We start from the raw sequence: 12,711 nt of genomic DNA on the forward strand, positions 1-12,711 counted from the left end.
ATCCGCGCGTCGCGGGTCCTCTCAACCGAGCTGCGGGCAGGACGGGGCCGGTTCGCCAGACCGGGTCAGGCATACCGGTCAGGGTTCGACACCGATCTGCCACCGCCCGGATCGGCCCACAAGGCCGGTCAGGTCCGCGGCGTCAGCGCGACCTTCCGGATCTTGCCTGCCGGCGTCATCGGCAGGCCGTCGACCACCTCGACTCGGTCGGGCACCTTGTACTTGGCCAGAGTTCGCCGGCACCGTTCGATCAGCCACTCGGGGTCCACCGCAGCACCGGGTGCGGGCACCACGAAGGCGTACCCGGTCTCGCCGAACGTCTCGTCCGGCACCCCGATCACCGCGCACAGCGCCACCGTCGGGTCCGCGGCCAGCACGTTCTCGATCTCCGCCGGGTAGACGTTGTATCCGCCGCGCACGTACATCTCCTTGCGGCGACCGAGCAGGCTGACGTGCCCGTCCTCGGACATCGATGCGACGTCGCCCGTCGCGAGCCAGCCGTCGGCGAGGAATGTCGCGGCCGACTCGTCGGGCAGCTGCCAGTAGCCCGCCGCTACGCACCCGCCGCGGACCTGCAGCTCGCCGACCTCCCCCGGGGAGAGTGGGGTGTTCCGGTCGTCGACGATGCGGCCCTCGAAGTCGCCGGTCATGATCCCGATGCTGCGGCCGACCGTCTCCAGAGAGTCACCCGGCGGCGAGATGACACAGGCGCCGGAGGTCTCGGACATACCGTAGAGGTTCGCGATCCGGACGCCGTCGAATCTCGCCGCGACCTGCTCCGCCAGGGCCGGTTCGAGGTTGGACCCGCCGACGACACACAGGCGCACGCTCGACATGTCCATGCCCGCAAAGGAGTCCGCGCCGAGCACCATCTTGTACATGGTCGGGACGCCGACGAACATCGTGACCCCGGTGTCCGCCATCACGTCGACCACCAGATCCGGATGGAACCTCGGCAGCAGCGCGATCGCGCCCCCGGTGACAAGGGTTGAGCCCAGCGTGCAGGTCAAACCCCCGACGTGGTTGAACGGCATGACACCGAGGATCACGTCCGCCGCAGACTGCTCGAACCGCTCCACCTGTGCGACGGCCGAGGCGAGCAGGCTGGCGTGAGTGATGGTGGCGCCCTTGGGCGTCCCGGTCGTTCCGGAGGTGTAGAGGATCACCGCCGGATCCGTGGGCCGGACGGCCTCGGCGGCGCGGGCGAGCATCGCCGGTTCGGGCTCGGTGGCTGCGAGGTCCGCCCACCGTCGTCGGCCTGGGGCCTCGTCACCACCGAGGAAGACCAGATGCTCGACCGTCGGGATGTCGGGTCGCAGCTGGTCGAGGAAGGGGCCGAACTCGAATCCGTTCGACTCCGCGTCGCAGATCAGGGCGCGGGCCCCCGACTGCGTGAGCATGTGGGTGAACTCGCGCTCGCGGTAGACGACGTTGAGGGTGACCAGCACCGCCCCGATCTTCGCCGCAGCGAGGTGCGCGACGATCCAGTGCGGTGAGTTCGTCGCCGCGATCGCGATGCGGTCGCCGTGGCCGAGACCCAGACGCAACCAACCGGTGGCGACGCGGTCCGACTGCTCGTCGATCTCGGCGTAGCTGAACGCCTCGCCACCGAAGTGGACGAACGTCGACTCGGGTGCTGTCGCGACCCGAGCGGCGAGCATCGTGGAAATCGTCGACCCGTTGTCAATTCCTTTGTCCATCAACAATTCCGATCAGTCGTCGTGAGAGCGCGGACGGCCACCGAGGCCGGCGCAGTGACGTCGGTCACATCAGTCGAATTGCGTCACTGTAAGCGGGTCCACCCAACTAAGCAAGCATGTGTGCTTGTTTTTCTGAATGCCGCAGATCCGACGCTGTCGGAGGGGAACGCGAGTCAGGTTCGAAAAGTCGTCAACTGGGGCTGCGGGCAAACCCCTTTCGTGCGATGGTGACTCGTGCAGGGGGTCAGGTGACCGGAGCGGGGCAACGGTGCAGGTACGCCCGGCCGGGTGGCCGTACACCGACCGGGGCTCATCGACACCGATATCTCCGCTGATGAGGTGCCGACGTGGCCAGGACCGCAGTTCGGAACGATCGGAACGCGTCGAACCCCTGCCGCGCAGTCGGATGCGCAGGCACAGCCGTTAGCGTGACACCATGGAACTTGGGGTGCATTTCGCGCTTTCCGACCGCGTGGCAGCGGAACTTCTCGGCGCGCGTGGCGACGACGGCAGGCTCGGCGCGGTGGTCGAGGACATCGAGGAGACTGGGCGCTCCGAGTTCTCTTGCGACACGGACAAGGCGTGGGACCCGATCCTGTGCTCCCTCTCCAGCGCCGGGTACCAGCGCGCGCCCGAGCACTGGCCGGCATACGGCGTGATCCTGGGGGACGAGGACCTCAACACGGACACCGACGACCAACTGATCACCTACCTGACGCCCGACCGGGTCGCTGAAGTCGCCGCATATCTGGCCGGCATCACCGAATCCGAGTTCGCCGCAGGCTACGACGCGATGCCGCCCGACGATCGCAATCCCGAGTACGGCGCCGACGAGCACGCATACGCCTGGGGTTGGCTGCAAGAAGTGATCGACTTCTTCCAGCGCGCCGCCCGCGACGATCGGCACGTGGTGTTCACCGTGCGGTTCTGACCGCCCGCGGCGCACCATCGCCGCACCGGTCCCGATCTTCCGCACCCGCCCGCCCGGACCGGGGGGCAGATCACACTGGAGTCGAATTGGCGACAGTCGGCAGGGTGTCCCATAGACGATCGGATGGGTCGCGTAGCACCGTGGTGGTGCGGATTCGCCGCTTGTACCGACAGCGGTGTCGGTAACACCTACGCCCGCTGCGCGATCGACTTGGCAGGAACTGTCCGACGTGGGGGAGGATCGGAATGCTGAAGAAACTGGTGGTGAGTGCGGCGATCGCGACGGGTATCGCCGTGGCGGCGGCGCCGCAGGCGAGTGCGGCGGATCAGGCCTACGTTCCGCCACCTGGGTACGAGCTGAACACGAGGTATTTCAAGCTTCCGTGGGAGCCCAGCAGGTCGTGGGACAACAACTCGAACCTGCTCAGTCCGTTCGGCACGAGCGACACCTACTGCTACACCTGGCCGGGGGCTGTGACCGGCCCGCTTCCGCTCGACTGCTTTCAACTCGATCCGTGGCGGCAGACGCATCAGCTGATGCGGGTCCCGTTCGCGCAGAACTTGCACATCGTCAATCCGGTTCCGACCCCGCCGGGGCAGCTTTCGGGGGCGCTGGGATCGTCCTGACACGCGTCCGCGCGGCAGCACGGTCGCCATCAGGCTCGGAAGCCCGTTGACCAGTACGAGAATGGCGACAACGATGGCGATGCTCTCTCCTGGCCGTGGGTCCCAGATTTCGTTGCCAATGGAGAGCGCACCGGCGATGCTCGCCGAGTTCGGGCGTGGGAGGGAAATACTCGTCCCAACTGTCGGCGGCAGTCTCTGACCACATGACGGAGGTTCATTGCTCCTGCACTCGCCAGACAGTAGAGCCGGGGACCGACAGGCACGTACTACTCGCCGCGGCTCCATTCCTTCACAGGATCTTCTCGCCCGCCCCCGCCCCCGCCTCGATCACCGCCGACTTCGAGTCCTCCGTGACAATCCATCGTCCGCCGCTTCGCCTGTCGTGCGTCAAGTATCTGGCGTGGTCGGCGAAGTCCTTCGCGTGCGAAGGGGGAGCAGGTGACTGTCACATCCGTCGCAGCAGCTGCCTCTCCGGCAGGCGCGGGACCGGGCAGCAGGTCCGTCCTGCGGTGCCCGCGATAGGTTGGCGGTATGGCTACTCTCCCGGTCTTCACCGATCGTGCCCTGGGAACGAAGGCTCGCATCGCAGGCCTGACCGGCTCGTCGGCGCTCGCAGCGGCGGCATTGGTCCACACGGCGTGGGGCCTCGGTTCGGCATGGCCGATGCGCAGCCGCGCCGATTTGGCCGATGCCGTGGTGGGGAGCGACGCCATGCCTGATGCCCGAGCCTGCTTCGCTGTTGCTGGACTCGCAGCGGCGGCGGCCGCGTTGGTGGCGGGAGTGGGCGGGATGGGCAGGGCCGCAACGGTGGCGAGGGTCGCCTTGGGCGCCGGCGTTGCAGCGCGCGGCGTTGCAGGCGGACGGGCAGCCACCAAGGTCCTCGGTCTGGAAGAACCCTCACCACGCTTCGTCCGGTTGGACAACGCGGTGTACCGGCCGCTCTGCCTCGGTACGGCCGCAGCCATCCTCACCGCCGCAGTCACGTACCCGGGAATCGACTGAGCGCTCTTCGATGGTGACTGGAGGTGGCTACTGCGCCTCAGCTCGACCCGTCCGGCGGCGCTCGGAGAGGACCCATGCCGCCGACTCACGGACGTCGACGTCGGCGGCAAGCCGAGTGAGGAGATCGTCGACGCCGGGAGCACGCCACGCGGCATCGGCAAGCTGAGCCAGTAGAACGTTTCGCGGTTCGAACGGGCCATCCATCTCATGCGGCCTACGCTCACGCAATCGGGCCGCCCCGTAACTACCGAAAGGCGCGCATCCTTCACACGTACACGGCGCTGTCCCATGTGCATCAGGAAAGTACCGCCACCCCGGCGAACGCGGCGCCGGACGGATCTGCCTGATCTCGCCAGCTTGGATGCCCCTGGGCACGAACACCTCCCAGCCGCGAGGATCGTCCAAGCGACGCACGACGGCCGCAGCTTCCGCCGCGTGACAGGGACGAGCCCTGTGGTTGTAGACGACTTCAAGCCCGCCTGGCGGACGCGCTGCGACTGGCCAGTCTTCGTGCATTGTTTTCTCCCGAGTTCGTAGACCGGCAGACGGTAGGGGAGAAACAGAGGGTCCAAGCTCCCGCCGCCTAGCATCGTTTCGAGTCGGCGACTGACGCCGACCGGAACCAGGGGGCGATGGTGCGCTGGCTGATTTCGATTATCGCCGTGATGGGACTGGCGGGTGCACTTCCGCTGGCCGCACCGACGCAGGCGCACGCGTGCTCGTGCGTCTACGACCCTGACGGACCCCAGATCATCGACATGGTCTCGAATGCCGCGTCGGTCTTCACGGGTGCTGTCACCGCCGAGCACGTCGAAGATCAGACCGCGTTCTACGAGTTCGAAGTCCGCGAAGTATTCACAGGTGACATCGGCACGACGACAACGGTTTCGTCCAGCGTGCAAGGCGCTGCTTGCGGCCGTAGTTTCGAGGTCGGCACCGAGTACATCGTCTTCACCTCCACATACGAGACCGCCGGCGCCCAGTGGTCGGTCAACAGCTGCTCAGCCACAACACAATCGTCGAACGACCGAACCCGTGAAGCTGCGGTCACGGTCTACGGGGAACCCCGACCACCCACCCTGAGAAAGGCCCCCGTCGCGCAAGACGGAGCACCTATGACGATTGAGGGTACCGGGACCGAACGTAACCCGCTGCTACCGTGGCCCGCCATCACCATCACCGCTATCACCACCGCGCTGGCAGCGATCCTGCTTTATCGACGGCGGCGGCACCACCAGCGATAGGCCCTCATCCAGAGCGCGGTGGCCGTGCGGGGCTCGGGCCCGGCTCCGCCGCCGTCGGTGCAACCTACCTGGGCATCCGGCGCCAGATTGCTTGCGGCAGCATGCGCGCGGCGAAGTAGGCTGGGCGGGTCAGGGCAGGAACCCATATTCGGATCCGATTGTTGCGCAGGCCTTTCACGACCGCGTTCGCGATTTGACCGGGGGTGCTGGGTAGTGGAGCGGGGCTCATGCCTTCGGTCATGCGGCCGATGACGAATCCGGAACGCACCAGCAAGAGATGAACGCCGCTGCCATGCAGGGCGTCTCCGAGTCCGCTGGCGAATCCGTCGAGGCCGGCTTTGGCCGATCCGTAGACATAGTTGGCCTTGCGTACCCGTATGCCCGCTACGGACGAGAAGACCATGATCTGGCCGCTACCTTGAGCACGCAGCAGATTGGCCAGCACGGTGAGAACGCTGACCTGCGCTACGAAGTCGGTGTGAACTACTGCGAGTGCGTGTGCCGGGTCCCGTTCCGCCAGGGCTTGATTGCCAAGGACTCCGAATGCGAGCACCGCGACACCAATCGGGCCGTGCTCGGCGGTGATGGTCTCCAGCAGACCTGGGTGGCTCGCAGTGTCGTCGGCGTCGAACTCCACACAGTGGATTGCAGATGCGCCGGCTGTGCGTACGAGTGCGGTCTCGTTGGCCAAGTCGTCACTGCGTCGCGCCGCCAGAATCACTACCCGCCCGGGCGCCAGTCGCCGAGCCACCTCGAGCCCGATCTCACTTCGCCCGCCGAGAACCAGTACCGCACCCGCATCGGTTGCACCGGTATCGAATTCCCGTTGCGTCCCCTCGTACGTGTCGTCCATTCCAAACAGAGTAGAACACGTTTCAAGTTGCCGGCCGTGGACAACGTCGGCGCCGGGGGTGTCGGCGAGTGGGTCGGTGGTGCCCTGGCGGCTGTCAGGCATTGTCTAGACAGACCCGCTACCGGTGGCTGATTCCGGCACGAGCCCGATCGGTCAGGGGTCGTGCCGCTGACAGGAGAGTTTGAGACGAGCGCCTGGGGACAACAGCGCGAACTAGACATATTGCCCTTATTTTCGACGACCGACCAGGCGGATTCAGCCTCGCTGATCGCACGTGCACTGACCTCGGTTCGAACGTAATCGATGAAGATTCGCCATCGATTCCGAACCGTGCTTGATCGGTGGGCACGCTGACATGCGTGCTCCACCGCGCTGGCCAGGCGGTCGATGCTCTCGAGGTACGCAAGGCGACGAGGGCGTGGGAGGTCGCTGAGTCGAGTGATGGTGGGGTCGTCGGTCAGCAGGGCCCCGACATCGGGCGGTGCGTCATATTCACTGGTGGACCACGAGGACCGACGACACGGGGTCCGCTCACGCCGAGTCCGGGATACACCGGTTACGCGAGGTTTCGGGTGGGTGGGCGTCCGATAGCCGCGTCGACGAGATCCGCAGCAGACTTCAATCCGAGACCTCGATGTTGTTCACGCAGCGCCTTGATCGCCGAGATGCGGTCCGATGTCGATGCGATCGCCGACTCCACATCCGAGGCCGGAACATCCTCGGGTGCAACGAACGTGAGTTCAGGCTTTCTTCCTCGGGTCAAGCCGAAGCGCTTGCGCCACAAAGTGATGGCTTCGGTCGCGAAGGCGACGACGCCTCCTGCGACGACCACGACGACAACCCAGTTCCATACAGTCGGGTGCTCGACGGCCTCGCCAACGCGGGAAGGCAGAACAATCAGAGGGAACAGGACTGTGCCGACGGTAGCGGCCCATCGCTGAATGACCTCGCTCTCGAGTACCTGCACGACCTTCGACATTCCACCCCTTGGCGATCCCGGTTCGATATCAACGAAGTTCTGAGGAGTCGGTTGCCAGCCGGCGCGAGAATCATCCTGCACGCGCTTACCCACGGGTCGCCCGAACGACCTTCACGACTGAGATTTCAGTTCGCGACGGTGCCCTCCTACCGGTGCACGAGGTATGCGTCCGCACCAGCAACAGGGCCGCTGTTCACCCACCGTGGCGTCCCGCACGATTCCCGCGTGGCGGCGGTCAGCGACTGCCAGGTACTGCGAGCAAGGCGGTCGATCTCGGGTTGGGGCACCTCCCGCCGCTCGATGACATCGAATGCGATCGTCTTCTGGTTCACACCCATGCCCGCCACCCTAGGTACGTTCGGCGCGTTCACAGGGGCAGTCGCCGAACTCATACAGGCTCGTTACCGTCCGGTGTTGAATCGCCAGGACACCGTCAAGTGTTTTCCCGCAATGGGTTTCAAATCTGGATCGACGTCGTCGGGATCAGAGAAGCCGATATCTGTGGTCGACGTCGACACGTCCCCTGACTCGCGGCCGCCGCGACGACGAGATGGCCTCGTATCCCTGCTCTTTCGAAATGCGCCCGATCAGGATCGCGCCTGAAACGGGTACACGCGCAGGCCATCGCCCTGTTCGTCCGGGTTGCATGCACGGTGATCGTGGGTAGCGTCGATAGTGGCCGCCGGTTGGGATGGACCACCGATCGTGGTCGGGTGGCAAGCTCGGGGCAACGCCAAACGCTGCGGCGCGGTGGGGTCGTGAGCGATCTGGGCGGCACCCGGCGAGGCGAACACTCGCGGGTGCCGTCCTTCTGATCACCCGTCTTGCGTCGGCCCACCCACCGCACCGTAGACGTGCCGCGTGCCGATGGGGACGATCAGCGGCCGGTCGGAGACGGGATCGTCGATGACCGCCGCCTCGAGCCCGAACACCTCCAGGAGCAGCTCCGCCGAGATGACGTCCTGCGGCGCACCGGAAGCGACGATCCGGCCCTCCGACATGACGATCAGGTGGTCGCTGTAGCGGACCGCGAGGTTGAGGTCGTGCAGCACCATGATCACGGTGCGGCCCATCTCCTCGTGCATCCGGTCCACCAGGTCGAGGACCTCCACCGAGTGCGACAGGTCGAGGTAGGTGGTCGGCTCGTCGAGCAGCAGGATGTCGGTGCCCTGCGCGAGCGCCATCGAGATCCACGCCCGCTGGCGCTGCCCACCCGAGAGTTGGTCGACAGGGCGATCGGCGAGGTCGGCGACCCCGGTCAGCGCGAGCGCGTGCGCCACCTCGGTCTCGTCGTCGGACGACCACTGGCGGATCCACGACTGGTGCGGATGCCGACCGCGGGCGACCAGGTCGGCCACCGTCAGGCCCTCGGGGGCGACGGGCGCCTGCGGCAGCATGCCGAGCGTTCGGGCGACATCCTTGGTGCGCATCGTCGTGATGGCCTTGCCGTCGAGCAGGACGGTGCCCGCGCGCGGCTTGAGCAGCCGGCCCAGCGCCCGCAGCATCGTCGACTTGCCGCACCCGTTGGGGCCGATCACGGTGGTGATCACGCCGGTGGGGATCTCGACGTCGAGGCCCTCGACGATCACGCGGTCGCCGTAGCCGAGAGTGAGGCTCTCGGCGACCAGTCGCGGCGCGGGGGAGGACAGTGCCGGCTCGGTGACAAGGGAGTGCTGGGTCATGCCGAGACCTTCCGGTTGTTGCGGACGAGGAGGTACAGGAGGAACGGGCCGCCGAGCGCCGAGGTGACGATGCCGACGGGCAGTTCCACGGGGAGGACGGTGCGGGCGATGATGTCGCTGCCCACGACCAGCACGGCCCCGGTGAGCGCGGACGCGAGGATCGGCGGCCCGGCGGAGCGGACCAGGCGCATCGCGACTTGGGGCGCCGCGAGTGCGACGAATCCGACGGGACCGGCCGCGGCGGTGGCGATCGCGGCCAGGATCACCGACGCGAACAGCAGCTTCGCCTGCTCGGACTGCTGCCGGACGCCGAGGGACCGGGCGTTGTCGTCGCCCAGGCGCAGCGCGCCGAGGGTGAACGCCGCGATGATCGCCCAGCCGCCGATCACGGCGAGCGCGATCGCCACCGGCCACACCTGACCCCACCCGGCGCCGTTCAGCGACCCGTTGAGCCACACCTTGGCGCGGGAGACGTCGTTGATGTCGGCGGAGATCAGCAGCCACCCGGTGACCGCGATCAGCATCGCGTTGATGCCGATGCCGATGAGGATCAGCCGGTAGCCCTCGACACCCTGCCGCCAGGCCAGGAGGTAGATGACGGTGGCGGTGAGCAGGCCGCCGACGAGCGCGGCCAGCGGGATGCCCAGCGTAGCGAACAGGCCGACGAAGGAGCCACCGCCGCCGAGGACGATCAACGCGACCGCCGCCGCGCTCGCGCCCGACGTGATGCCGAGGATGTCGGGGCTGGCCAGCGAGTTGCGCGCGATGGACTGGGTGATCGCACCGGAGATGCCGAGCGCGACACCGATGAGAACCGCGGTCAACGCGCGGGGCAGACGCAGGTCCATCACGATGAACCGCTGCACCTTGCTGCCGCCGCCGAACAGGACGTTGGTGACCTCCGGGACGGACAGCGGGAAGTCTCCGCGGCCGATGCCGACGCACACCAGCAGGAACAGCGCGACCGCGAGCACCACGTTGACGACGATCATGTAGGGCCGCAGCACCAGCGAGATCGGGCCGAGCCGGAACGCCGGCCGGGACGGTACCGCCGCGGGGATGCCGTCGGCGGCGTCGGGGAGAGTATTCAGGACGCTCACAGGCTGGCCAGCTTCCTGCGCCGAACGAGCGCGATGAAGAACGGGGCACCGACGACGGCCAGCACGATGCCGACCTGCAGTTCGCCGGGACGGACCACGACTCGGCCGATGACGTCGGACATGACCAACATCAGGCCGCCGAGCAGTCCGGCGTAGGGGACGAGCCAGCGGTAGTCGGGGCCGGTGATCGCGCGGGCGACGTGCGGTACGACCAGTCCGATGAACGCGATCGGTCCGCACGCGGCGGTCGCGGCGCCGGTGAGCAGCGTGATCGCGACGATGCCGATCGTCCGCGAGACCGCGACGTTGGTGCCGAGCGACCGGGCGACGTCTTCACCGAGGCTGATCACGTTGAGGCTCGGGGTACTGGCGATCGCGATGACCAGCCCGAGGATCAGGAACGGCAGCACCTGCCACAGGATGTCGTAGCCGCGGCCGGCGACCGATCCGACGACCCAGAACCGGTAGCCGTCGAGGCTGGTCTGGTCGAGGATCACGACCGCGTTCGTCATGGCCTGGAGGAAGAAGGCGACGGCCGCGCCCGCGAGCGCCAGGCTCAGCGGGCTCGCCTTCCCGTTGCCGATCGAGGACAGCCCGAAGACGACGACGCTGGCGAGGGCCGAGCCCGCGAACGCGAACCACAGGTACTGGCCCGGTGACGTGAGGCCGAGGGTGTAGATCGCGATCACCACGAGGAACGCGGCGCCGGCGTTGAGGCCGAGCAGGCCGGCGTCGGCGAGCGGATTTCGGGTGTGTCCCTGGATCAGTGCGCCGGCCACGCCGAGGGCGATGCCGACGACCAGACCGAGGAGGGTGCGTGGGATCCGGAGGGTGCGCACGATGATGTCGGTCTCGCCGCCGGTCGAGGAGAACAGTGCGTGGAAGATCTCGGCGAACGACAGCGGACGGGCGCCGACGGCGATGCTCGCGAACAGAACGAGCGCCAACAGGACTGCGAGGGCGAGCAGGCCCAGGATCCGACGCCGGCGCACGGCGGCGAGGGACGTGTCGGGGGTGATCGGGGTGAAGCCGTCCGCGCGCGCGGTGGCCTCGCGGACCACCTCGGCACCGGAGACGATCCCGGGTACCCGCCGCACCGCACGCCGGACGCCGATAGGCGCACCGGTCTCGGCGTCCCAGGTCACCAGCCCGCACCAGCCCTTGCCGACGGTGGTGCCCGTGTTCCCTTCACGGAATCCGCGATTCCAGACGAACAATCCGATTGCTATCAGCAGCGCGGCTCCGCCGAATACGACGCGGTCGGCCTCGCCGCCGCCGTTGGCGTCACGCAGCGAATCGACGAGGTACCACCCGAGGACGAGGGGTGCGGCGACGACGCCGAGGTCGACGAGATTCGCCAGCAGGCGCAGGGCTGTCGGCGCCGGGCCTTGCGGGACAACCTGTTTCCCGAAATCCGACTGCGGTTTGGTGTGCCTCGACGCATCCGGGTTCATATCCGGGAGGCGGGTCGTCGTCACGGCTGGGGTGCTCCTTGGGGAGGTAACGCTGTCGAGCGTCAGGTTACGGAAGCCTAACCGAACGTGCGAGGGAGGTATCCGCTCCGCGGCTCGAATAGACCCCCCCGGTTCGATCATAGTTAGGCTAGCCTACGCTTGCCGAAGAACTACTCGACGGAACTAACCGAACGCTTGATGGAGGCTCGATGTCCGCGACCGCGCAATTCCAGTTCACCGTGTCCGAGGCAACGGCACTGGCGGACTCGTGTTCGCGACTCCGCGACGTCTCGCCGGACTACCCGCGGGTCTACGCGGTCGCGACGATGGCGCATCAGGGCAAGCGGCGGTGGTGGCCGATCGCGTCGTGCACCGGAGGCGGGGAGCCGGCCGAACTGCAGGGTCATCGAGTGGGTCAGATGTACGAGCGCATGCTCGACGATCTGCACTCCCCGGACGCGGCCGCGATACAGGTGGCGTCGGCGCTCGTGCACGCGGTGGTCGGCCGGGTCGCGGCGCTCGTGGTGCTGGAGGGGCGAGCGTGGGACCCCGGCGTGGACAACCTCTGGATCCACATGGACAGCGACAGCGGCATCGACTGGGCGGGCGTCGTGGACGACACGCTGCGTGTGTTGCCCGACGACGGTCTGGCCGGCTCGCGCGACGTCGTCACCCTGCCGTGTGAGCGAGCCCTACTGGTGTGGACTGCGCACCGCTGCGTCACGTCGCTGTCGGCGATTCGGTGCGCACTGGACGGATTCGCGTCCGTCGACCAGCTGCGACTCGGCAGCCTGGTCGCCGACGCGGTCCTGGGCGTGACGACGCGGGTGCCGATCCTGGCGGGTTCGTCGCAGTCTGTCGCGTCCCGGCGCGGTCAGGGCCTGCTGGACGCGTTCGAGGCTGCGGGTGTTCCGGTGCGCACGCGGGCCATGCTGGCGCACGCCTGCTGACGAAGGGGTTGGCGAATTAGGTCAGCCTTCCCTATTCTCGATTCATCAGTACTGCTGGACCGTGCCGGAGTCCTGAGGGCTGCAGTGACTCCCGGTCCCCTCCACGGCGGGTTCCGCGCATATGGCGCGGAACCCGCCGGTTCGTCTTTCCGGCGGGTCGAGTGCGTGCCGCCGACGGCGGTGGATCACT

Annotated in this window: 13 protein-coding genes; 5 read left to right on the top strand and 8 right to left on the bottom strand. The window is 67.4% G+C overall.

Going from position 1 to position 12,711, the window contains the following annotated elements; genetic code table 11:
- Window positions 1-128: 128 nt before the first annotated feature.
- Window positions 129-1,700 (bottom strand): class I adenylate-forming enzyme family protein, encoded by a 1,572-nt coding sequence (locus J2X34_RS04285; protein ID WP_114723544.1) that lies wholly within the window; start codon window positions 1,698-1,700, stop codon window positions 129-131.
- A gap of 436 nt (window positions 1,701-2,136) precedes the next feature.
- On the opposite strand from J2X34_RS04285, the gene J2X34_RS04290 reads away from it, so the two are divergent.
- The 3 genes from J2X34_RS04290 to J2X34_RS04300 all read left to right on the top strand — a co-directional run bounded on the left by J2X34_RS04290 (window position 2,137) and on the right by J2X34_RS04300 (window position 4,259).
- Window positions 2,137-2,631, top strand: a complete 495-nt coding sequence (locus J2X34_RS04290; RefSeq protein WP_429516204.1) for a DUF1877 family protein — start codon at window positions 2,137-2,139, stop codon at window positions 2,629-2,631.
- A gap of 245 nt (window positions 2,632-2,876) precedes the next feature.
- Window positions 2,877-3,257, top strand: coding sequence for a hypothetical protein (locus tag J2X34_RS04295; RefSeq protein ID WP_429516205.1), 381 nt, complete (start codon window positions 2,877-2,879; stop codon window positions 3,255-3,257).
- Window positions 3,258-3,788: 531 nt separating this feature from the next.
- Window positions 3,789-4,259, top strand: a complete 471-nt coding sequence (locus tag J2X34_RS04300; RefSeq protein WP_429516206.1) for a DUF3995 domain-containing protein — start codon at window positions 3,789-3,791, stop codon at window positions 4,257-4,259.
- Window positions 4,260-4,286: 27 nt separating this feature from the next.
- Here J2X34_RS04300 and J2X34_RS04305 read toward each other — a convergent pair whose 3' ends face one another.
- Entirely contained in the window at window positions 4,287-4,463 is a 177-nt protein-coding gene (locus J2X34_RS04305) for a hypothetical protein (protein ID WP_174910416.1), read from the bottom strand.
- Window positions 4,464-4,891: 428 nt separating this feature from the next.
- Between J2X34_RS04305 and J2X34_RS04310 the strand changes: the two genes are divergently transcribed.
- Entirely contained in the window at window positions 4,892-5,503 is a 612-nt protein-coding gene (locus J2X34_RS04310) for a hypothetical protein (RefSeq protein WP_429516207.1), read from the top strand.
- Between the two features lie 64 nt (window positions 5,504-5,567).
- Here J2X34_RS04310 and J2X34_RS04315 read toward each other — a convergent pair whose 3' ends face one another.
- The 6 genes from J2X34_RS04315 to J2X34_RS04340 all read right to left on the bottom strand — a co-directional run bounded on the left by J2X34_RS04315 (window position 5,568) and on the right by J2X34_RS04340 (window position 11,595).
- Window positions 5,568-6,356, bottom strand: a complete 789-nt coding sequence (locus tag J2X34_RS04315; RefSeq protein ID WP_429516208.1) for an SDR family NAD(P)-dependent oxidoreductase — start codon at window positions 6,354-6,356, stop codon at window positions 5,568-5,570.
- A 556-nt stretch (window positions 6,357-6,912) separates the two neighbouring features.
- On the bottom strand, window positions 6,913-7,335 hold the full coding sequence (locus J2X34_RS04320; RefSeq protein WP_429516209.1) for a hypothetical protein: 423 nt from the start codon (window positions 7,333-7,335) through the stop codon (window positions 6,913-6,915).
- 146 nt (window positions 7,336-7,481) lie between these two features.
- Entirely contained in the window at window positions 7,482-7,673 is a 192-nt protein-coding gene (locus J2X34_RS04325) for a hypothetical protein (protein ID WP_429516210.1), read from the bottom strand.
- Between the two features lie 477 nt (window positions 7,674-8,150).
- Window positions 8,151-9,017: an ABC transporter ATP-binding protein gene (locus J2X34_RS04330; RefSeq protein WP_429516211.1), complete on the bottom strand. Its 867-nt coding sequence runs from the start codon at window positions 9,015-9,017 to the stop codon at window positions 8,151-8,153.
- Window positions 9,014-10,009 (bottom strand): FecCD family ABC transporter permease, encoded by a 996-nt coding sequence (locus J2X34_RS04335; RefSeq protein WP_397484748.1) that lies wholly within the window; start codon window positions 10,007-10,009, stop codon window positions 9,014-9,016. Before J2X34_RS04335 ends, J2X34_RS04330 begins: the two co-directional genes overlap by 4 nt.
- 104 nt (window positions 10,010-10,113) lie before the next feature.
- Complete coding sequence (locus J2X34_RS04340; RefSeq protein ID WP_397484744.1) at window positions 10,114-11,595, bottom strand: iron ABC transporter permease; 1,482 nt, start codon at window positions 11,593-11,595, stop codon at window positions 10,114-10,116.
- Between the two features lie 185 nt (window positions 11,596-11,780).
- Between J2X34_RS04340 and J2X34_RS04345 the strand changes: the two genes are divergently transcribed.
- A complete protein-coding gene (locus tag J2X34_RS04345) occupies window positions 11,781-12,521 on the top strand; it encodes a hypothetical protein (RefSeq protein ID WP_114723554.1) in 741 nt (246 codons plus the stop codon).
- Window positions 12,522-12,711 lie beyond the last annotated feature (190 nt).

This window comes from Rhodococcus sp. BE178 (genome assembly GCF_050433545.1).
Taxonomy (GTDB): domain Bacteria; phylum Actinomycetota; class Actinomycetes; order Mycobacteriales; family Mycobacteriaceae; genus Prescottella.

Coding starts and splice junctions, on each gene's coding strand:
- J2X34_RS04285 (WP_114723544.1), bottom strand. CDS start 1,700: ATGGACAAAGGAATTGACAACGGGTCGACGATTTCCACGATGCTCGCC.
- J2X34_RS04290 (WP_429516204.1), top strand. CDS start 2,137: ATGGAACTTGGGGTGCATTTCGCGCTTTCCGACCGCGTGGCAGCGGAA.
- J2X34_RS04295 (WP_429516205.1), top strand. CDS start 2,877: ATGCTGAAGAAACTGGTGGTGAGTGCGGCGATCGCGACGGGTATCGCC.
- J2X34_RS04300 (WP_429516206.1), top strand. CDS start 3,789: ATGGCTACTCTCCCGGTCTTCACCGATCGTGCCCTGGGAACGAAGGCT.
- J2X34_RS04305 (WP_174910416.1), bottom strand. CDS start 4,463: ATGGATGGCCCGTTCGAACCGCGAAACGTTCTACTGGCTCAGCTTGCC.
- J2X34_RS04310 (WP_429516207.1), top strand. CDS start 4,892: ATGGTGCGCTGGCTGATTTCGATTATCGCCGTGATGGGACTGGCGGGT.
- J2X34_RS04315 (WP_429516208.1), bottom strand. CDS start 6,356: ATGGACGACACGTACGAGGGGACGCAACGGGAATTCGATACCGGTGCA.
- J2X34_RS04320 (WP_429516209.1), bottom strand. CDS start 7,335: ATGTCGAAGGTCGTGCAGGTACTCGAGAGCGAGGTCATTCAGCGATGG.
- J2X34_RS04325 (WP_429516210.1), bottom strand. CDS start 7,673: ATGGGTGTGAACCAGAAGACGATCGCATTCGATGTCATCGAGCGGCGG.
- J2X34_RS04330 (WP_429516211.1), bottom strand. CDS start 9,017: ATGACCCAGCACTCCCTTGTCACCGAGCCGGCACTGTCCTCCCCCGCG.
- J2X34_RS04335 (WP_397484748.1), bottom strand. CDS start 10,009: ATGATCGTCGTCAACGTGGTGCTCGCGGTCGCGCTGTTCCTGCTGGTG.
- J2X34_RS04345 (WP_114723554.1), top strand. CDS start 11,781: ATGTCCGCGACCGCGCAATTCCAGTTCACCGTGTCCGAGGCAACGGCA.